This window comes from Mycobacterium yunnanensis (assembly GCF_025823185.1).
GTDB classification, from domain to species: domain Bacteria; phylum Actinomycetota; class Actinomycetes; order Mycobacteriales; family Mycobacteriaceae; genus Mycobacterium; species Mycobacterium yunnanensis.
In genome coordinates this window covers 149,697-170,385 of sequence record NZ_JACKVK010000011.1, presented here as the reverse complement: position 1 = coordinate 170,385, position 20,689 = coordinate 149,697, and the positions used below count along the sequence as shown (strand labels likewise).

Sequence of the window (20,689 nt, the reverse complement as noted above, 5' to 3'; positions counted from 1 at the left end):
TCCGTGGCCGAAACCTCCATCAAGTCACTGTCGGATCTGCTGTCCGAGGGCGTTGAGGGTCGGGGCGTCCTGGTGCGCTCCGACCTCAACGTCCCGCTGGACGACGAGGGCACCATCACCGACCCGGGGCGCATCCACGCGTCCGTCCCGACGCTGAAGGCGTTGTCGGACGCGGGTGCCAAGGTCGTCGTCACCGCTCACCTCGGGCGGCCCAAGGACGGACCCGACCCCAAGTTCTCGCTGGCGCCCGTCGCGGCCGCCCTCGGCGCGGAGCTGGGCAGGCACGTTCAGCTGGCCGGTGACGTGGTGGGTTCCGACGCCCTTGCCAGGGCCGAGGGACTGACCGACGGTGACGTCCTGATGGTCGAGAACATTCGCTTCGACCCCCGGGAGACCAGCAAGGACGACGCCGAGCGGCTCGCACTGGCCAAGGAGCTGGCCGAACTGGTCAGCGCGGCCGACGGGTCGCCGGGGGCGTTCGTCTCCGACGGTTTTGGCGTGGTGCACCGCAAGCAGGCCTCGGTGTACGACGTGGCGACGCTCCTGCCGCATTACGCGGGTCTCTTGGTGGACACTGAGGTCAAGGTGCTCGAGCAGCTGACCAGCTCGACGGAGCGGCCGTACGCGGTGGTGCTCGGCGGCTCCAAGGTCTCCGACAAGCTGGCCGTGATCGAGAACCTGGCCACCAAGGCCGACAGCATCGTCATCGGCGGCGGCATGTGCTTCACCTTCCTTGCCGCGCAAGGGGTTTCGGTCGGAACCTCACTGCTGCAGCCCGAGATGATCGACACCTGCAAGAAGCTCCTCGAAGACTACGGTGACGTGATCCATCTCCCGGTCGACGTCGTCGTCGCCGAGAAGTTCGCCGCAGACTCGCCGGCGGAGACCGTGGCCGTCACCGCGATCGCCGACGACCGGATGGGCCTCGACATCGGCCCCGAGTCGGTCAAGCGGTTCGCCGCGCTGCTCTCGAACGCCAAGACCGTCTTCTGGAACGGCCCGATGGGCGTCTTCGAATTCCCGGCGTTCGCCGCAGGCACCAAGGGCGTAGCCGAGGCCGTGATCGGTGCCACCGCCAAGGGCGCGTTCAGCGTCGTCGGCGGGGGAGACTCCGCCGCCGCCGTCCGGCAGCTGGGCCTGCCCGAGGACGGCTTCTCGCACATCTCCACCGGCGGCGGCGCGTCGTTGGAATACCTCGAGGGCAAGACGCTGCCCGGCATCTCGATCCTGGAAGGCTAGGAGACGCGCGTGGCACGCAAGCCCCTCATCGCAGGCAACTGGAAGATGAACCTCAACCACTTCGAGGCCATCGCCCTGGTGCAGAAGATCGCGTTCTCGTTGCCGGAGAAGTACTTCGACAAGGTCGACGTCACGGTGATCCCGCCGTTCACGGATCTGCGCAGCGTGCAGACCCTCGTCGACGGTGACAAGCTTCGGCTGACCTACGGCGCGCAGGACGTCTCCAAGCACGACGCGGGCGCCTACACCGGCGAGATCAGCGGTTCGTTCCTGGCCAAGCTCGGCTGTTCGTTCGCCGTCGTCGGGCACTCGGAGCGACGCACCTACCATCACGAGGACGACGCGCTGGTCGCCGCCAAGGCCGCCGCCGCCCTCAAGCACGGGCTGACGCCGATCGTCTGCATCGGCGAGGGCCTCGAGGTTCGTGAAGCCGGCGACCACGTCGCCTACAACGTCAACCAGCTCAAGGGTTCCCTGGCGGGTCTGTCGGCCGAGCAAATCGGTGCGAGCGTCATCGCCTACGAGCCCGTCTGGGCGATCGGCACCGGACGGGTGGCCAGCGCCGCGGACGCCCAAGAGGTGTGCGCCGCGATCCGCGCCGAGCTCGCCGAGCTGGCGTCGCCCGCGGTCGCCGACACCGTGCGCGTGCTCTACGGCGGCTCGGTCAACGCCAAGAACATCGGTGAGCTCATCGGTCAGGCCGACGTCGACGGCGCCCTCGTGGGCGGCGCATCCCTGGACGGCGAGCAGTTCGCGATCCTCTCGGCGATCGCCGCCGGCGGACCCCTTCCCTGACCCGCCGACCCGATTCCCTGATCCGGCGGGTACGCCGGTAGTCTGGCGACCATGATTTTCGCTCTGCAGATCACCCTCGTCGTCACCAGCGTCCTGGTGATCCTGTTGGTGCTGCTGCATCGGGCCAAGGGTGGCGGCCTGTCGACCCTGTTCGGCGGTGGCGTGCAGTCGAGCCTGTCGGGCTCGACGGTCGTCGAGAAGAACCTCGACCGGCTGACCTACTTCATCACCGGTATCTGGGTCGTCTCGATCGTCGCCGTCGCACTGCAGATCAAGTACGGCTCCTAAGCCGCAGTATCGCCGCCGTCGTCTCGGCCTGACCATGCTCGGCCCAGTTCAGCGGCGTCGAACCATGCTCGTCGTCGCGGGCGTCCGGATCGGCCCCGCACTCCAGTAGCGCCTCGACGAGTTCGACGTCACCGATCCACGCGGCATGGTGCAGCAGGGTGTGGCCGTCGATCCTTGCGTCGACGTCACCTCCGGCCGCCGCCACCATTCGCACCCCCTCGGGTGTCGCCGCGGCCGCGATCGGCGGCATCGTCGACCCGCGTCGCCACGGGGAGGGCGAGCCGGTCGGCCGGCCCTCGGTGAACCCGTAGGACGCCAGCAGCGCGAGCCGTTCGGTGAATCCGTGCTCGCGCGCCCAGTCGACCTGCCGCTGCACCATGTCCTCGGGGGTCTCCAGTGCCTCGCCGAGACGGCGCTGCCACGGCCCGCCGTCACCCCGACCCAGGCCGGCCGGCAACAGGATTCGTAGATGCCCGTCGTCGCGGCCGAACATTCGGTCGTACAACGTCTGCGCGTCGTTGGGGTCCGCGCCACGAGCCAGCAGCAGGCTTGCCAACTCCTCGCCGGCCGGGTGCCGCGGTTGCCGTCCCGGACCCGCCTCACCCTCGCCGAAGCAGGGCGTCAGCACGGTGAACGGTGTCGGCAGCCCCTGCCACAGGTACCCGGCGTTCGGATCGGCTCCGGCGTCGAGCAGCACCCGGGCCGTGGCAATCGGGTCGCGTTGCGGCACCCGTGACGCGGCGACGTGGAACAGGGCGGTCCAGCCGAACGGTCCGGTCTCCGCGGCGACCCCGGCCGGGCGGTCCTCGAGATGGCGGCGCACGGCGTCCGGGTCGCCGACGACGGCTGCGGCGGCCAGGCTCCGCGCCGGCAGGTCGGGGTGGGTTCGCAGCACCTCACCCGCTGCGGCCCACCTGGCCGGGCCGTCGCCCTGGGAGTAGGTCAGGCAGGCCAGCGCCGGGAACCGCGCCACGGGGTCGTCGTCGACGGTGACCGTCGGATCGCGGCGGAGCTCGTCGGCGGTCCGCAGATACGCCCGCAGCCGCGGCCAGCTGCTGAAGCCGACCTGGCGGGCGACGACGTGCTGCGCGGCGGTCAACGCGAATGCGGCCGGGTCGGCGGGCGCACCGGCGGGATGGTGCCGCGACACCTCGGCGAGGGCCGTCGGATCGTTCGCGCGTACGGCCCGCTGGAGTCGGCGGGCGTCGCGGCGAAACCGCTCCAGGGAGGGATTGGCGGGCAGGGACGGGGCCATGGCGGCCTCCTTTCGTCACGCCCGAGGTCCGCTGCGTCGGGCCGAAAGGAGACGGGCCTGATCGGTCGTGCCACCAGGTGGGTCGAACCCATTTCCGCGGACCGGAGGCGCCCTGGACGCCTGCCGCGACGCTACCGGATCAGCCGGTGTGGGGATACCAGCGCCCTTCGAACACCGTGCCGAGCACCTGAATGTCGTTGAGCCGCTCGGGTTCCACGGCGTACGGGTCCTCGGCGAGCACCGTAAACGTCGCCGTCTTCCCGACCGTGATGCTGCCGAGGTCGTCCTCCATCCGCCAGGAGTAGGCGGCTTCGACGGTCACCGCGCGCAGGGCGTCGTGCACCGAGACGCGCTGTTCGGGGCCGGCGACGCGACCGCTGGGCGTGATCCGGTTGACCGCGCACCACGCCAACGTCAGCGGGTCCGCCGGACCCATCGGCAGATCCGAGTGGAACGACAGCGGTATTCCGCGGCGCAGCACCGACGCCGACCGCACCATGACGTCCGCGCGGGCGGCGCCCAGACCGTGGGCGGCGTACTTGTCGGCGAACCCGACGGGGTAGTACGGATTGGCCGAGACGATCGCGCCGACCCGGGCGATGCGGTCGACCTGCTCCTTGGTCGAGTTGGCGAAGTGCACGATCACGGTGCGGTGGTCGACGCGCGGATGCTCGGCCATGCACTCCTCGACGGTGTCGAGCACCAGGTCCAGTGCGGCGTCGCCGTTGACGTGAACGTGCAACTGCCAGTTGGCCTTCCAATACGCTCGGGCAAACGACCGGAACACGTCGGGCTGCATCATCCACTCGCCGTGATGGCAGGTGTCGGGGTTGCCGTCGTCGTCGAGATACGGGTCGCGCATCTGCATCAGCTGGCTGATGATCGCACCGTCGGCGAACAGCTTGACCTGCTTGGGCAGCAACCGCACCTTGCCCGCGCTGGCGCGTGCGACCTGTGCTTCGGCGTCGGCGACCGCGTCGGCGGGATCCATTCCGCCGTCGGCCTGACTACGCGCGTCGACGAGGAAGGTCGAGAGCATGGGGGTGTCGGGGGCGCCAAGGACGTCGAGGTAGAGCTGCCACGGCTCCACGTCCCACATGATGCCGGGCTCGTTGAACGCGGTCACCCCGTTGGCGTGGAGGTAGGCGACCATCTGCCGCAACCCGGCGGCGACTCGCTCGGGCGGCATGAAGTGCGGCGCCAGGCGGGGTAGCAGCAGGTTCATGCCCGTCTCCCACCAGTGCCCGGCGTCGACGTCGACCATGTTGCTGGCCGCACCGTGTCCTGACATGGCGTCGGCCGTGATGCCGAGGGCGTCGACCGCGGCCGAATTCAGGAACCATTCGTGGCAGCTGCGCTGCCACACCGCAATCGGCCGGGTGCGGCTGATCCCGTCGAGCACCGCGCGGTCGAGCGGCCCGTGCCACAGCCGGTGGTACCCCCACGAGATCAGCCATGCCCGCGGGTCGACGAGGGCACGTTCGGCGGCGCCGAGCCGCTCGCGATATTCCCGTTCGGTGCTCGCGGCGGGGCATCGGCGACCGGGCAGGTTCCAGTCCTCGGTGGCGATGACGTCGGTCATCAGGGTGGTGGCGCCGAGCACCGGGTGCAGGTGCTGGTCGATCAGCCCCGGCAGCAGGACCGCGTCGGCGAACCGGTCGTCGACGACCCCCGTACCGCTCAGCGCTCGTGGCGTTCCGACGGCGACGATCCTGTCACCGGCGACCGCCACCGCCGTGGCGTCGGGCACGTCCGGGTCCATCGTGATGATTCGACGGGCCGGGAAGATCGTCTGATGCGCCGCCACACGCCGATCCTGCCGCACGATCGGGCAGGTCGGGGCGGTAACTGGCCGGCGACGCGGACCTCGGACTGCGGCCGGTTCGCGGTACGTCGATACTGTCGTCATGGCCGACACCCCCGACACTGCCCTCGCACCCATCGGCTCGGTGCGCCGAACCCAGGTCGGTCGCGAGGCCACCGAACCCATGCGCGAGGACATCCGCCTGCTCGGCACCATCCTCGGCGACACCGTGCGCGAACAGAGTGGCGACCACGTCTTCGATCTGATCGAACGGGCGCGCGTCGGGGCCTTCCAGGTGCGGCGGTCCGAGATCGACCGCTCGGATTTGGCCGACCTGTTCGACGGCATCGCCACCAGTGAGGCGGTGCCCGTCATCCGCGCCTTCACCCACTTCGCGTTGCTGGCCAACGTCGCGGAGGACATCCACCGGGAACGCCGCCGGGCGGTCCACGTCGAGGCTGGTGAGCCGCCGCAGAACAGCAGCCTGGCCGCCACCTACCTCAAGCTGGAATCGGCCAATCTGGACTCCGAGACGGTCGCCGACGCGCTCACCGGCGCGCTGGTCTCGCCGGTCATCACCGCTCACCCCACCGAGACGCGCCGCAGGACGGTGTTCAACGCCCAGCACCGCATCACCGAGCTGATGCGCCTGCGCATGCACGGCCAGACCCAGACCGACGACGGCCGCAGCATCGACCAGGAGCTGCGTCGCAACATCCTGGTGATGTGGCAAACCGCGTTGATTCGACTGTCGCGGTTGAAGATTCAGGACGAGATCGCGACCGGACTTCGGTACTACCCGGCGGCGTTCTTCGAGGTCATTCCGCGCGTCAACGCCGAGGTGCGCACCGCGCTGCAGGCACGCTGGCCGGACGCCCACGTACTCGAGCAGCCGATCCTGCGTCCCGGCTCGTGGATCGGCGGTGACCGCGACGGCAACCCGAACGTCACCGCCGACGTCGTCAGGCTGGCGACCGGCAGCGCCGCGTACACCGCCCTGGCGCACTACTTCGTGGAGCTGACCTCCCTCGAGGAGGAGCTGTCGATGTCGGTGCGTCTGGTGCACATCAGCGACGAGCTGAAGGCACTCGCCGACACCTGCGACGAGCCGGCCCGCGCCGACGAGCCCTACCGCCGTGCCCTCCGGGTGATCCACGGTCGGTTGACGGCGACGGCGGCGGCGATCCTGGACGAGCAGCCCGAGCACCAGCTGGACCTGGGCATGGAACGCTACGAGACGCCCGAGCAGTTCCTGGCCGACCTGGACGTCGTCGACGCGTCGTTGCGCGCCAACGGCAGCGCGCTGATGGCCGACGATCGACTCGCGCGGTTGCGGGAAGCGGTGCACGTCTTCGGCTTCCACCTCTCCGGACTCGACCTTCGCCAGAACTCCGAGGTGCACGAAGAGGTGATGGCCGAACTGCTCGCGTGGGCCGGTGTGCACCCCGACTACGCGTCGCTACCCGAGACCGAGCGCGTCGAGCTGCTGACGGCCGAGTTGGCGACTCGCCGCCCACTGGTGCGGCCCGGCGCGGAGCTCTCGGAACTGGCCCGCAAGGAGCTCGACATCACCGCGGCGGCCGCCAGGGCTGTCCAGACGTTCGGTCCGCAGGCGGTGCCCAACTACATCATCTCGATGTGTCAGTCGGTCTCGGACATGCTCGAGGCCGCGGTGTTCCTCAAGGAGGCCGGGCTGCTGGACGCCTCGGGCGACGAACCGTACAGCCCCGTGGGCGTGGTGCCGCTCTTCGAGACGATCGACGACCTGCAACGGGGGTCGTCGATCATGGAGGCGGTGCTGGACATCCCGCTGTACCGGGCGCTCGTGCACGCGCGCGGTGAGCAGCAGGAGGTGATGCTGGGCTACTCGGACTCGAACAAGGACGGCGGTTACCTGGCCGCGAACTGGGCGCTGTACCGCGCCGAGCTGGAACTCGTCGAGATGGCCCGCAAGACCGGAATCCGGCTGCGGCTCTTCCACGGTCGCGGTGGCACCGTGGGCCGTGGTGGCGGACCCAGCTACGACGCCATCCTGGCGCAACCCCCCGGCGCGGTGAACGGTTCGTTGCGCATCACCGAGCAGGGAGAGGTGATCGCGGCCAAGTACGCCGAACCCACCATCGCGCATCGCAACCTGGAGACCCTGCTGGCTGCGACGCTGGAGTCGACGCTGCTCGACACTGAAGGGCTCGGCGACGCTGCGCAGCCCGCGTACGAGGTACTCGACGACCTGGCTGCCCGCGCACAACGGGCGTACTCCGAATTGGTCCACGAGACACCGGGTTTCGTCGAGTACTTCAAGGCGTCGACGCCGGTCAGCGAAATCGGCGCGCTGAACATCGGCAGCCGTCCGGCGTCCCGCAAGCCGACCACGGCGATCTCGGACCTACGGGCGATCCCGTGGGTGCTGTCGTGGAGTCAGTCGCGAGTGATGCTCCCCGGTTGGTATGGGACCGGCACGGCCTTCCAGGAGTTCATCGCCGACGGTGACGAAGACGCCCGGCTCGCGGTGCTCCGCGACCTCTACGAGAAGTGGCCGTTCTTCCGCTCCGTGTTGTCCAACATGGCGCAGGTGCTGGCCAAGGCCGACATGGGCCTCGCCGCCCGGTACTCCGAGCTGGTCGAGGACGAGGCGTTGCGGCACAGGGTGTTCGACAAGATCGTCGCCGAGCACGACAGGAGCATCGCGATGCTGCGGGCCATCACCGGTCAGGACGACCTGTTGGCCGACAACCCGGCGCTGGCCCGGTCGGTGTTCAACCGCTTCCCGTACCTCGAGCCGCTCAACCATCTGCAGGTCGAACTGCTGCGCCGGTACCGCTCCGGCGACGAGGACGATCTGGTCAAACGCGGGATCCTGCTCACCATGAGCGGTTTGGCGACTGCGCTGCGCAACAGCGGCTAGGGCCCTCGTTCTCGGAGGACGCGGTTGGCTCGGTCTTGGGCGCGGGTGGTTCTGCGGCGCGGCATGGTGAGCCCGGCCGTGTGCGCCTCGGGTCGTCCCGTGGTCGTCACGGTGGCGGTGGGTGCGGATAGTTCTGGGAAGAGCAGTCGGCTACCCGGTGTGGTGACGTACTGTCGTCCGTCGGGTGCGGTCCAGATGACGGTGCCGTCGTTGAGTTGCGTGTCGCGCCAACCGTTCTCACCACCCCAGAAGGTCTTGAGCAGGTGGTGTCGACGGCAGACGCATTTGAGGTTGGATGCCGTAGTCGGTCCGTGCGGCCACGGAATCGTGTGATCGACTTCGGTCTGGGTGGCGGGCCTGCGGCAGCCCGGGAAGCGGCAGGTCATGTCGCGGCAGCGGATGAAGTCGGCCAGCTTCTTCGACGGTCGGTACCGGTTCTCCGGTGGCGCTTGGCCTGGGTGCACGATGCGGGTGATGGTCGCCCCGATGGTGGCGCGGCAGGCGATGGCGCCGGGGAGGAATAGGCCGCCCATCAATGCCGCGGGTCGCAGCTTGGCGAAGTATCCGGGTGCCGGGGTGAGGGCCTCGGTGAGGGTGAGGTCGCGCAGGGGCTTGTCGAAGAGCGGCGGCTCGTCCCCGTCGATGGCGGCACGCTCGGCGGCCGCCGAAGATTCGTCGGTTTCCACAGGGGTCGTCGGTGCGGGTGTCTCGGGCTTGGGCGCAGGCGGCTCGGACTCGGGCGCATCCTTCGGTTCAGCCAGCGTGTCTTCGCTGGCGATCACGTACACCACCACGCCCGTCGCGGGCGGGTTCTGTGCGGCCGCGCAGTCGTCGTTGCCGCACAGGCAGGCCATGCGGTCGGTCCCGATGGCGCCGACGGCGTCGGCGCGGAGTTGGTCGGCGGTCCGCGGGTCGGCCGGGCAGACGGTGGCGGCCAGGTTCTTCAATCGGCCCTCGAACGCCTTGGCGTTATGGGCGAACAGGGTGGCCAACACGGTGGCCAGGCCGCTGCCGTCCTCCTCGATGTGCACCTCCACCGACCGACCTCGCGCCTTGGTCTCGCTACGGCGCACGGCCTGCGGGTCGACCTGGTGAACGAAGTAGTCGATGGCTTTCTCGGTCTTGTCGACCGACCGCGGCTCCCAGTCTCCGAACGCCTGCGCCAGCAGGCCGTCCAGCGCATGTAGGGCGTCGGGGTCGACGACCAGGGCACCGCGGTGCACCACGGTCTTAACCAACGCATAGGTGATGAGGCCCTCGGCGAAGACCGCGGCCACGCGGGGGAACCGGTCGTGCAATGCCACCGCAACGAGCAACTGGTGAGAGGCCGTACCGGGGGTGATGTTTTGCGCGGCGCCGATGTGGGCGGCGACGGCGTCGAGGTTGTCCAGGCACCATTGATCTCGATCGGCGGACCCGGAGGCGGCATGTGCCTCGTCGAGCATGGCGGCCATCGTCGCCACCCGTTGAGCGCAGGCCGCGTTCTCCACCCGCGCCCACGTCGACAGCGCCCCGGCACCGCGGGTGCCGGTCGTGGCGTCCACCAGGTCGTCGAACATGAACCCAGCCTAGGCCTGGTGTCTGACGAAAACCGTTCTGCGACAGACGTTCTGTGGATGAACGACGCACTGTGGACAACCTCGCCCACGCTGCCAAAAATGTCGGAGCCAAGTGCTAGCGCCGCCGGTAGCCAACCCGACTGTCGTCGACCGATCGCGCGACGCCACCGATCTGGGCGGGCACCGGGCGAGGGTAGCGGTCCCACTGCGGCGTCAGCTCGTAATTGCCGAGCAGGCGCGTGAGCGCCATGCTCATCGCGGCCAGCGAGAACGACTGCGCCGGGCACGTGTGCCTGCCGTGCCCGAACGCGGTCACCAACATCGGTGACGCCAACCTGCTGGTGTCGGCCAACCTGTGGTGGTGCCACCGGTCGGGATCCCAGGCCTCCAGGCCCGGCGCGGCAGAGGTGTTGAGCAACGGCAGCAGCGTGGCGATGGTCCAACCCGGCGGCACGTCGACGATGCCGGCGCCGGTGTCGAATGCGACCGTCCGCAAGACGGATCGGGCCATGATCGACCGTTGCGCCAGTCGGGTGCTCTCCAGCGCGCAGCGACGGGCCAGGTCGGCGTCACCGGCCGCGACGAGACGCGCCCGGTCGGGATGCCCGACGAGGTCGACCACGGCCCACCCGAGCGCGGCCATCAGGTTCGACATCGACGCTATGTGAATCAGGGCGACGTCCATCGCGACGCCACGGTCGCGGACGGGTGCAGGCTCCGTCGCCCACGCCGCGACGATCCGCCCGAACAGCCCGCCAACGTCCGCGCCGGGCGAATCCATCTGGCGCACAACCGGTGCGACGACGTCGGCCACGTCGTCCAGCGCTTGACGCTCGCTCGCCTTGCCCGCGGCGGCGACCGCCGCCATCGCGTCGGGGTGCACGAACGCCTCCGCCCCGTCGAGGACGTCGAACGCGCGCACCAACCGTTCGAAGGTGTCACCGTCGGCGCAGCCCGGCCCCGCCCACGACGCCAAACCCAGCCGGTGGCCCAACCGCCGCGTCAGCGCGAAGAGTTCGACGGTGCCAGCCTCGCCCAGTTCGGCTTCCGTCGCGTCGAGGGCACGGCTCAGATGATTTAGGTAGGACGAGACGTCGTCACGCCGGAACAACGCGTCCGGCAACACGCGCCGTCCCGCGAAGACCTCATCGGGCAGCTTGCGCCGCAGCATCAGATAGTCGGCCACGCCCTTGCTGGCGACGTCCTCTGGCAACGCGTAGAACGACTCGACGCCGACGGGGGAGAACGTGAACAGATGATCGTCGCCACCGCTACGCACCACGAACGAATCCCCGTGCACGGCACGTGCGTTGGCGACGGCGACCACTGCGTCACCGACCTCGTCGTCCCACGGCAGGCCGACGCCCCGCGCCACCGGCAGGACGTCCAGCGGCCCGGCCATGTCGTTCCTCAGATGCCAGCGGTCTTGCGCAGCGCCTGCACGGCGCCCCGGACCATCTGTTCGGTAACCGCGATCGGCGCCACCACCGACTCGCCGACGCTGACGATGCGTTCGACGCGGCCGACGATGGCCTCGAGTCGGTCGACAACGCCGAACAACCGGGGCGCCAGCTCGTCGATGCGGGTGATCGTCGCGTTGAACCTTTCGAGGGTCACGTCCAGGCTGCTCGTCGCCGAGTCCAAATCGGCGAGCGTGTGCCCCAGATCGGACAGGATCGACTCCACCTGCTCGACGGTGGCGTCGGCGTTCAGCGCGGCGTGGGTCAACGTCTTGATGCGCTGACGCGCCGGAGCATGCCGCCGTTGGCCGTCGCCCTTGTCTGCCATGGCAGACAGTATGGGGGCTCCTAGAGGTTCGCCGCGGCCGCTTCGTCGAGCAACCACACCGTGGCGTCGCGACCCACCGCACCGGCCGCAGGCACGTCGTCGGCCGACGCCCCACCGATCGCCGCGGCCACCGCCTCGGCCTTCTCCGAGCCGGAGACGACCAACCAAACCTCCCGTGAACGGGTCACGGCGGGCAACGTGAGGGTGATGCGCACCGGTGGCGGCTTGGGGGATTCGGTCACGCCGAGCACCATGCGCTCCGTCTCCTTGGTCGCCGCCGAGTGCGGGAACAACGAGTTCACGTGGCCCTCGCCACCCATGCCGAGCAGGTGCACGTCGAAGGTCGGCGTCGGCGAGCCGGCGTGCGCGTTGGCGGCCAACACCTGTTCGTACGCCAGTGCAGCGGCGTCGACGTCGTCACCGAATTCACCGTCGCTGGCGGGCATCGCGTGGACGTTGGCGGCCGGAATGGCCACGTGGTCGAGCAACGCCTCCCTGGCCTGCTTGTCGTTGCGCTCGTCGTCGTCGGCGGGGACGTACCGCTCGTCACCCCAGAACAGATGCACCTTCGCCCAGTCGATCGCCTCGTCGTGGTCACCGAGGTGCTTGAGCAGCTTGATACCCGTGCCACCGCCGGTCAGTGCGACGTAGGCGGCGTCGCGCTCGGCGATCGCCGCGACGATGGCGAGCACCAACCGATCACCCGCCTCCGCGACCAGAGTGTCGGCATCGGCATAGGTCTCGATGATCGTCTCAGACATACTCCACCTCGGCGATTCCCTTCAGCGCCGACAAGTAGATCTCGTCGGCGTCGAGCCTGCGCAGATCCTCGGCCAGGCAGTCGCGAGTCTCCCTGCGCGCCAACGGGAGTTTTGCCTCGGGCTTGGCGGTGCGGGACAGGGTCGCGGTCACCCCGTCCTGCGGGCGGCTGAGCGTGATGGTCTCGCTCTTGCGCACCAACTCCACCTTGAGCTCGCCGACGGCGCGTTGCACCGGACCGTTGATCCGGCTGGCCAGCCAGCCGGCGAGGATGTCTAGCGCAGGCTCCTCCTTGCGGCCGGAGACCACCGCGGACTCGATGTCCTCGTGCGGACCCTGATCCAACGCGGACGTCAGCATCGCCCGCCAGTACGTGATGCGGCTCCACGCCAGGTCGGTGTCGCCAGGGGTGTAGCCCTCGAGTCTGCTCTTGATGCAGGCCAGCGGATCGACCCCGTACGTCGCGTCGGTGATCCGTCGAATCGCGAGCTGTCCCAACGGGTCTCGCGCCGGAACACGGGGCGCCACGTCCGGCCACCACGCCACCACGGGGGTGTCGGGCAACAGGAAGGGGGTGACGACGCTGTTGGCGTGCGCGGCCAATGGACCGTGCAGTTTGAGCACCACGACCTCACCCGCGCCGGCATCGTGGCCGACGCGAATCTGGGCGTCCAACTTGGCGTCGGTGGCGTCGCGGTCCACCGGCAGCACCACGATGACCCGGCAGGGGTGCTCGCGGCTGGCCGCGTTGGCCGCCTCGATCGACTCCTCGAGGATGGTCTCGCTGTCGGGTGCGATGACCAGGGTCAGGACCCTCGCCATGGTGAACGCGCCACCCTCCTCGCGGAGCCCGTCCAGTTTCTTGTTGACCGCCGTGGTGGTGGTGGCGTCGAGGTCGACGATCATCGGTGTCCTCGGTTCTTCGCGCAAGCGCTCATCACGGGCGCCTCCATTCTCGGCCGGTCCGCGCCAGCATCTCCGTCGCCGAATCCGGGCCCCAGCCACCCGATTCGTAGGGGTCGGGCCTACCGCCCGCGGCGTCCACCGACGCCCAGTACTCGAGGGCGGGATCGAGGATCTCCCAGGACAATTCGACCTCCTGGTTGACCGGGAAGAGGGACGGCTCTCCGAGCAGGACGTCGAGGATCAACCGTTCGTAGGCCTCGGGGGAGTCCTCGGCGAAGGCCGACCCGTAGGAGAAGTCCATGTTGACGTCGCGGACCTCCATCGCGTGGCCCGGGACCTTGGACCCGAAACGCAGGGTGATGCCCTCGTCGGGCTGAACCCGGATCACCAGCGCGTTCTTGCCGAGCTCGTCGGTCATGGTGGCGTCGAACGGCAGATGCGGAGCGCGCTTGAAGACCAACGCGATCTCGGTGACCCTGCGGCCCAACCGCTTTCCCGTACGCAGGTAGAACGGCACCCCGGCCCAACGCCGGGTGTCGACCTCGAGGGTGAGCGCGGCGAAGGTCTCCGTCGTCGACGTCGGGGAGAAACCCTCCTCCTGCAGCAGCCCGACGACCTTCTCGCCGCCCTGCCACCCCTCGGTGTACTGACCGCGAGAGGTGTTCTCCTCCAACGGTTCTGCCAGTCGCGTCGCCGAGAGGACCTTGATCTTCTCGGACTGTAGCTCCGCGGGACTGAAGCTCACCGGCTCCTCCATGGCGGTCAGCGCCAGGAGTTGAGTGAGGTGGTTCTGGATGACGTCGCGCGCCGCGCCGACGCCGTCGTAGTAACCACCCCGGCCACCCAGTCCGATGTCCTCGGCCATGGTGATCTGCACGTGGTCGACGTAGTGCGCGTTCCAGATCGGGTCGAACAACTGGTTGGCGAACCGCAGCGCCAAGATGTTTTGGACCGTTTCCTTGCCGAGGTAGTGGTCGATTCGGAACACCGACGACTCAGGAAACACGCTGTTGACGACCTTGTTGAGCGACCGTGCGCTCTCGAGGTCGTGCCCGAAGGGCTTCTCGATGACGACGCGGCTCCACCGGTCCCCGTCGGGCCGGGCGAGGCCCGAGGTGGACAGCTGTTCGCACACCGTCGGGAAGGCCTTCGGCGGAATCGACAGGTAGAACGCGTGGTTACCGCCGGTGCCGCGTTCGGCGTCCAGCTTCTCCAACGTCTCCTTCAGTCGTGCGAAGGAGTCCGCGTCGTCGAACGTGCCCTGCACGAAGCGGATGCCCTCGTTGAGGCGGTCCCAGACCTCTTGGCGGAACGGCGTTCTCGCGTGTGCCTTGACCGCCGTCAAGACGATGTTGCCGAAGTCCTCGTCCTGCCAGTCGCGCCGGGCGAACCCGATCAACGAGAAGGTCGGCGGCAGCAGCCCACGGTTGGCCAGGTCGTAGATCGCGGGCATCAGCTTCTTGGTGGCCAGGTCTCCGGTGACACCGAAGATGACCACCGCACACGGACCCGCGATGCGCGGTAAGCGCTTGTCGAGCTTGTCGCGTAGCGGGTTCTGCCACTCGTCGTTCAACGTGCCGCTCAAGACTTCTTCTGGTCCAACTGATCCTGAGTTGCCTCGATGAGCTCGCCCCACGACTTCTCGAACTTGTCGACGCCCTCGTTCTCCAGGGTGATGAAGACGTCGGTGAGGTCGATGCCGACGTTGACCAGTCGGTCGAACACCATCTGCGCGGCGCCCGAGGTGCCACTGATGGTGTCGCCCTTGATCTCTCCGTGGTCGGCGACGGCGTCCATCGTCTTCTCCGGCATGGTGTTCACGGTGTTCTTCGCGACCAGCTCAGTGACGTAGAGCGTGTCGGAGTAGTCCGGGTTCTTGACCCCGGTCGAGGCCCACAAGGGCCGCTGCACCCGGGCGCCGTTGGACGCCAGCGCCTCGAAGCGCTCGCCGCCGACGAACACCTGCTGGTAGGCGGCGTACGCGAGGCGTGCGTTGGCCACGCCGGCCTGCCCGCGCAACTCCTTGGCTTCGTCCGTACCGATCGCGTCGAGGCGCTCGTCGATCTCGGTGTCGACGCGGGAGACGAAGAACGACGCCACCGAGTGGATCTTCGACAGATCGTGCCCGGCTTCCTTGGCCTTCTCCAGCCCCGCCAGGTAGGCATCCATGACCAGCCGGTGCCGCTCGACGGAGAAGATCAGGGTGACGTTGACCGAGATGCCCTCGGCGATCACCGCGGTGATGGCAGGCAGACCCGGCTCGGTGGCCGGGATCTTGATCAGCAGGTTGGGGCGGTCGACGATCTTCCACAGCTCGATCGCCTGGGCGATCGTCTTGTCGGGGTCGCGCGCCATCCGCGGGTCGACCTCGATGGACACCCGGCCGTCGACGCCGTCGGTGGCCTCATAGGTCTTGGCCAGCAGGTCGCACGCGTTGCGGACGTCGTCGGTGGTGACCGTGCGGATGGTCGCCTCGACGTCGGCGCCACGCTCGGCCAGCTCGGCGATCTGCGCGTCGTACGCGTCACCCTTGGACAACGCCGCCTGGAAGATCGACGGGTTGGTCGTCACGCCGACGACACTCTTGGTGTCGATGAGCTCCTGCAGGTTGCCGCTCTGCAGCCGCTCGCGAGAGAGGTCGTCGAGCCATACGGAAACGCCTTCGGCGCTCAGCGCCGCGAGGTTCGGATTCTGAGTCATCAATGCTCCTAGTTGTCTAGTGATCGCTCTGCTGCGGCCGCCACGGCCTCTGCCGTGAAGCCGAACTCGCGGAACAACGTCTTGTCGTCCGCCGACTCGCCGTAGTGCTCGATGGAGACGATCTCACCGGTGTCGCCGACCAACTTGTGCCAGCTCTGCGCCACGGCTGCTTCCACCGCGACCCGCGCCGAGACCTCGGGAGGCAACACGCTGTCGCGGTACTCCTTGGGCTGGCTCTCGAACCACTCGACGCACGGCATCGAGACGACGTAGGCGTTGATGTCCTTCTCGGCCAGCAGCTTCTTTGCCTCGACCGCCAACTGCAGCTCCGAGCCGGTACCGATGATGATGACGTCGGCATCGTCGGCGGGGGTGCCGCCGCCGAGCACGTAGCCACCCTTCTCGACACCCTCGAAGCTGGTGCCCTCGAGCACGGGGATGCCCTGCCGGGTCAGGATGAAACCGACCGGGCCGCTGCCGTTGCCGCGGGCGACGATGCTGCGCCAGGCGTACGCCGTCTCGTTGGGGTCACCCGGCCGCACCACCGACAAGTTCGGGATGGCCCGCAGCGCGGCGAGGTGCTCGATCGGCTGATGCGTCGGACCGTCTTCGCCCAGCCCGATCGAGTCGTGGGTCCAGATGTAGATGGTGTCGATGTCCATCAGCGACGCCAGGCGGACCGATCCGCGCATGTAGTCCGAGAACTGCAGGAACGTACCGCCGAACGCGCGCGTCGGGCCGTGCAGCACGATGCCGGACAGGATCGCGCCCATGGCGTGTTCGCGAATGCCGAAGTGCAGCACCCGGCCGTACCAGTCCGCCGTGAAGTCCTCCGTCGAGATCGACGGCGGACCGAACGACTTCGCGCCCTTGATGGTGGTGTTGTTGCTTCCCGCCAGGTCGGCCGACCCGCCCCACAACTCCGGCAGGTGCGGAGCGACGTCGTTGAGCACCTGACCGAACGCGGCACGGGTGGCGACTGCCTTGGAGCCCGGCTCCCAGTAGGTGACGTCGGCGTCCCAGCCCTCCGGCAGTTCCTCGGCCGTCAGCCGGTCGAGCAGCTTCTTGCGCTCGGGCTCGCGCTCGGCCCAGGCGTCGAACTCCGGCTGCCACTTCTCGTGCGCCTCGCGGCCACGGTCGACGAGCTTGCGGGTGTGCTCGATGACCTCGCCGCGGACCTCGAACTTCTTGTCCGGGTCGAAGCCGAGGATCTTCTTGGTCGCGGCCACTTCCTCGTCGCCGAGGGCCGAGCCGTGCACGCCGCCGGTGTTCATCTTGGTCGGCGCGGGATAGCCGATGATCGTGCGCACCGCGATGAACGACGGCTTGTCGGTCACGGCCTTGGCGGCCTTGATGGCTTCTTCGATGCCGACGACGTTCTCGCCGCCCTCGACCTCCTGCACGTGCCAGCCGTACGCGCGGTAACGGGCCGGGACGTCCTCCGACAGCGCGATGTTGGTGTCGTGCTCGATGGAGATTTGGTTGTGGTCGTAGAACACGATCAGGTTGCCCAGCTGCTGGGTTCCGGCGAGCGACGACGCTTCGCTGGTGATGCCCTCTTCGATGTCGCCGTCGGAGGCGATCACGTAGATGAAGTGGTCGAACGGGCTGGTGCCCGGCGCCGCGTCGGGGTCGAAGAGTCCACGCTCGAAGCGGGCGGCCATCGCCATGCCGACCGACGACGCCAGCCCCTGACCCAGCGGACCGGTGGTGATCTCGACGCCCGCGGTGTGGCGGAACTCGGGGTGGCCCGGGGTCTTCGACTTCCAGGTGCGCAGCGATTCGATGTCGGAGAGCTCCAACCCGAAACCGCCCAGGTACAGCTGGATGTAGAGCGTCAGGCTGCTGTGTCCGGCCGACAGGATGAACCTGTCCCGGCCGAGCCAGTGCACGTCGGAGGGGTCGTGCCGCATCTGACGTTGGAACAGGGTGTACGCCAACGGCGCCAAGCTCATTGCGGTCCCGGGATGGCCGTTGCCGACCTTCTGCACGGCATCCGCCGCCAGGACCCGAACCGTGTCGACGGCGACCGAGTCGACGTCGGCCCAGTCTTCGGGGTGGTGGGGGCGGGTGAGGGCGGAAATCTCTTCCGTTGTGGTCACTAGCTGGCTCCTCGGGTTGGCACGCTCACCCTGATTACCCTAGTGCGGGGGAGGCAATCGCCGCAGGCCGCGTCATCCAAGTTGGTCGCCCGTTCACCAACGGCCACCCCGTATTGGTGACTGCCGGGTTCCACGGTCTACCATCGTCTGTAGTAGAAGCCAGCGTGCTGCCGCGAAATTCGAGGAGAACAACTGCGTGAGCATTCGCGAGCGCCGTATGCCCCGCGAGGCGCAAGGCTCGGCATCGCCGGCCAAGCGTGTCGGCGCACGGGTGAGAAGCACCCTTCTGGCATATCTGGCGTTGACGAAGCCCCGCGTGATCGAGCTGCTGCTCGTCACGACGATCCCGGCGATGCTCTTGGCCGACCGCGGCACCGTCGACCCCCTCCTGATACTGAATACGTTGTTCGGCGGCATGCTCGCCGCGGCGGGTGCCAACACGCTGAACTGCGTGGCCGACGCCGACATCGACAAGGTGATGAAGCGGACGGCGCTGCGACCTCTGGCCCGCGCGGCGGTGCCCACCCGGCACGCGCTGGTCTTCGGTCTGGTGCTGACGATCGGCTCCTTCGCCTGGCTGTGGTGGACCACCAACCTGCTCTCCGGTGCGCTGGCCGTCGGGACCATCGCGTTCTACGTCTTCGTCTACACGCTGCTGCTCAAACGCCGCACCTCGCAGAACGTCGTCTGGGGCGGGGCCGCGGGGTGCATGCCGGTCATGATCGGCTGGTCGGCGGTCACCGGAACCATTCAGTGGCCCGCGCTGGTGATGTTCGGGATCATCTTCTTCTGGACGCCGCCGCACACCTGGGCGCTGGCGATGCGCTACAAGGACGACTACAAGGCCGCAGGCGTTCCGATGCTGCCGGTGGTCGCCACCGAGCGTCAGGTCACCAAGCAGATCCTGATCTACACCTGGCTGACGGTGCTGACGACGCTCGCGCTCGCGCTGGCGACCGGCTGGCTCTACGCGGCGGTCGCGCTGCTGGCGGGCGCGTGGTTCCTGGTCATGGCGCATCAGCTGTACTCCGGGGTCAAGCGCGGTGAGCCGGTGAAGCCGCTACGGCTGTTCCTTCAGTCCAACAACTACCTGGCCGTGGTGTTCTGCGCGCTCGCCGTCGACTCGGCGTTGGCGCTGCCCAAGCTGTTCCACTAGCGGCTAATTCAGGTCCCAGCCGCCGCGTCGACCCTGCTTGATTCCGCCGCGCCGTTTCTTGTCCACCAGACGACGCTCCTTCGATCCCCGGGTCGGCTTCGTTGGCCGCCGGGCCGGGGGAGGTGCGGCGGCGGCAGCCCGCAACGCGCCGGCCATCCGCGCACGCGCGGCGGCCCGATTCTGCAGCTGTGCACGGTGCTCGCTCGCCGCCACCGTCAGTACGCCGTTGGCCAACCGGGTGCGTAGCCGGCACAGCATCTGATACCTCAGCCGCTCCGGCACCGACGGTGAACGCGCCACGTCGAAACTCAGCTCGACGCGGCTGTCGGCGGTGTTGACGCCCTGCCCACCCGGGCCCGAGGACCTCGAGAACCGTTCGGCGAGTTCCGCCGCCGGGATCACGAAGGTCCGGGTGACCACCAGGTCGTCGGCCACGCGCGGCCCTACGGGACCAGCGCCACGGAGCCGACGGTCTTGCGGCCCTGCAAGTCGCGGTGCGCCCTGGCGGCGTCGGCCAGGTCGTAGCGCTCGCTGACGGTGATCGACAGCGTTCCCGTCGCGATGGCGTCGAGCAGTTCGCCCGCGCGCCAGGAGAATTCGTCGGCCGTGCGGGTGAAGTGGGCCAGCGACGGGCGGGTGAGCATCAGGGAGCCCATGCTGTTGAGGCGCTGGGGGTCGAACGGTGGGACGGGACCGCTCGACGCGCCGAACAGCGCGAGCGTTCCTCGCACGGCGAGACTGGCCAGGCTGGCCTCGAAGGTCGACGCGCCGACTCCGTCGTACACGGCGGCCACGCCCCGGCCGCCGGTGAGATCCTTGATCTTGGCGCCGAACTCGGCCGGGTCGTCGGGGTAGTCCAGCACCTCCACCGCACCGGCCTGCCGGGACAGCTCCGCCTTGGCGTCGGTCGACACCGTCGTGATGACCTTGACGGCCATGCTGGTCGCCCACTGCGTGAGGATGAGGCCCACGCCGCCCGCGCCGGCGTGCACCAGCACCGTGTCACCCTGCTGCACCGGATACACCGACTTGAGCAGATAGTGCGCCGTCATGCCCTTGAGCAGGGCGGAGGCGGCGACCTCCGCGGAGACGGCGTCTGGCACGTAGGCCACGAAATCGGCTGGAGCGACGGTGTATTCGGCATAGGCGCCGTTTGCCTGCGCCGTCACCACGCGGTCCCCGACGTTGAGCGCCGCGACGTCGTCGCCGATGGCGGCCACCGTGCCACACACCTCGGTGCCGACGACGAACGGCAACTCCCGCGGGTACAGACCCGACCGAAAGTAGGTGTCGATGAAGTTGACGCCGATGGCGTCGGCCTTGATCAGCACCTGCCCCGGGCCGGGCGTGGGCTCGGGCTTTTCGACGTAGGTGAGCACTTCGGGGCCGCCGGTCTCGGACACTTCGATCGCGTACATGGCACCTATCATTCC

Annotated in this window: 17 protein-coding genes; 5 read left to right on the top strand and 12 right to left on the bottom strand. The window is 68.6% G+C overall.

The annotated features are described in order from the left end of the window. Positions 1–3 precede the first annotated feature (3 nt). From H7K45_RS20460 to secG, 3 genes are read left to right on the top strand one after another with little or no spacing between them, the layout of a single operon-like run. Positions 4–1,239 (top strand): phosphoglycerate kinase, encoded by a 1,236-nt coding sequence (locus H7K45_RS20460; protein WP_263997795.1) that lies wholly within the window; start codon positions 4–6, stop codon positions 1,237–1,239. 9 nt (positions 1,240–1,248) lie between these two features. Then, positions 1,249–2,034, top strand: coding sequence for a triose-phosphate isomerase (gene tpiA, locus H7K45_RS20455; protein ID WP_263997794.1), 786 nt, complete (start codon positions 1,249–1,251; stop codon positions 2,032–2,034). A 51-nt stretch (positions 2,035–2,085) separates the two neighbouring features. Then, a complete protein-coding gene (gene secG / locus H7K45_RS20450; protein WP_263997793.1) occupies positions 2,086–2,322 on the top strand; it encodes a preprotein translocase subunit SecG in 237 nt (78 codons plus the stop codon). Here the strand turns inward: secG and H7K45_RS20445 are convergent. Beyond that, positions 2,306–3,577: an ankyrin repeat domain-containing protein gene (locus H7K45_RS20445; protein WP_263997792.1), complete on the bottom strand. Its 1,272-nt coding sequence runs from the start codon at positions 3,575–3,577 to the stop codon at positions 2,306–2,308. The genes secG and H7K45_RS20445 overlap by 17 nt on opposite strands. A 139-nt stretch (positions 3,578–3,716) precedes the next feature. Then, on the bottom strand, positions 3,717–5,384 hold the full coding sequence (locus H7K45_RS20440; protein WP_263997791.1) for an amidohydrolase: 1,668 nt from the start codon (positions 5,382–5,384) through the stop codon (positions 3,717–3,719). 100 nt (positions 5,385–5,484) lie between these two features. On the opposite strand from H7K45_RS20440, the gene ppc reads away from it, so the two are divergent. Further along, complete coding sequence (gene ppc, locus H7K45_RS20435; protein WP_263997790.1) at positions 5,485–8,286, top strand: phosphoenolpyruvate carboxylase; 2,802 nt, start codon at positions 5,485–5,487, stop codon at positions 8,284–8,286. Here ppc and H7K45_RS20430 read toward each other — a convergent pair. From H7K45_RS20430 to tkt, 8 genes are all read right to left on the bottom strand, one after another. Next, on the bottom strand, positions 8,283–9,845 hold the full coding sequence (locus H7K45_RS20430) for an HNH endonuclease signature motif containing protein (RefSeq protein WP_263997789.1): 1,563 nt from the start codon (positions 9,843–9,845) through the stop codon (positions 8,283–8,285). The two genes, ppc and H7K45_RS20430, sit on opposite strands and share 4 nt — an antisense overlap. Positions 9,846–9,960: 115 nt before the next feature. Continuing rightward, the gene (locus H7K45_RS20425) at positions 9,961–11,247 is read right to left on the bottom strand and encodes a cytochrome P450 family protein (protein WP_263997788.1); all 1,287 of its coding nucleotides are present in this window, start codon (positions 11,245–11,247) and stop codon (positions 9,961–9,963) included. A gap of 8 nt (positions 11,248–11,255) precedes the next feature. After that, complete coding sequence (locus tag H7K45_RS20420) at positions 11,256–11,633, bottom strand: ATPase (protein WP_263997787.1); 378 nt, start codon at positions 11,631–11,633, stop codon at positions 11,256–11,258. Between the two features lie 20 nt (positions 11,634–11,653). Beyond that, entirely contained in the window at positions 11,654–12,394 is a 741-nt protein-coding gene (pgl, locus tag H7K45_RS20415; RefSeq protein ID WP_263997786.1) for a 6-phosphogluconolactonase, read from the bottom strand. After that, positions 12,387–13,298: a glucose-6-phosphate dehydrogenase assembly protein OpcA gene (gene opcA / locus H7K45_RS20410; RefSeq protein ID WP_263997785.1), complete on the bottom strand. Its 912-nt coding sequence runs from the start codon at positions 13,296–13,298 to the stop codon at positions 12,387–12,389. Before opcA ends, pgl begins: the two co-directional genes overlap by 8 nt. 31 nt (positions 13,299–13,329) lie before the next feature. Beyond that, complete coding sequence (gene zwf / locus H7K45_RS20405) at positions 13,330–14,883, bottom strand: glucose-6-phosphate dehydrogenase (protein ID WP_263997784.1); 1,554 nt, start codon at positions 14,881–14,883, stop codon at positions 13,330–13,332. After that, a complete protein-coding gene (gene tal, locus H7K45_RS20400) occupies positions 14,880–16,001 on the bottom strand; it encodes a transaldolase (protein WP_263997783.1) in 1,122 nt (373 codons plus the stop codon). The genes zwf and tal overlap by 4 nt, the downstream gene beginning before the upstream one ends. Before the next feature lie 5 nt (positions 16,002–16,006). Then, positions 16,007–18,100 carry a transketolase gene (gene tkt / locus H7K45_RS20395; RefSeq protein WP_263997782.1) on the bottom strand — a complete coding sequence of 698 codons (2,094 nt, stop codon included), beginning with the start codon at positions 18,098–18,100 and terminating at the stop codon, positions 16,007–16,009. 217 nt (positions 18,101–18,317) lie between these two features. Here tkt and H7K45_RS20390 point away from each other — a divergent pair, with 217 nt between their 5' ends. Then, entirely contained in the window at positions 18,318–19,256 is a 939-nt protein-coding gene (locus H7K45_RS20390; protein ID WP_263998377.1) for a heme o synthase, read from the top strand. A 3-nt stretch (positions 19,257–19,259) separates the two neighbouring features. Here the strand turns inward: H7K45_RS20390 and arfB are convergent, their stop codons facing one another. After that, entirely contained in the window at positions 19,260–19,691 is a 432-nt protein-coding gene (gene arfB / locus H7K45_RS20385) for an alternative ribosome rescue aminoacyl-tRNA hydrolase ArfB (protein WP_263997781.1), read from the bottom strand. Positions 19,692–19,699: 8 nt separating this feature from the next. Further along, positions 19,700–20,674, bottom strand: a complete 975-nt coding sequence (locus H7K45_RS20380; RefSeq protein ID WP_263997780.1) for a quinone oxidoreductase family protein — start codon at positions 20,672–20,674, stop codon at positions 19,700–19,702. Positions 20,675–20,689 lie beyond the last annotated feature (15 nt).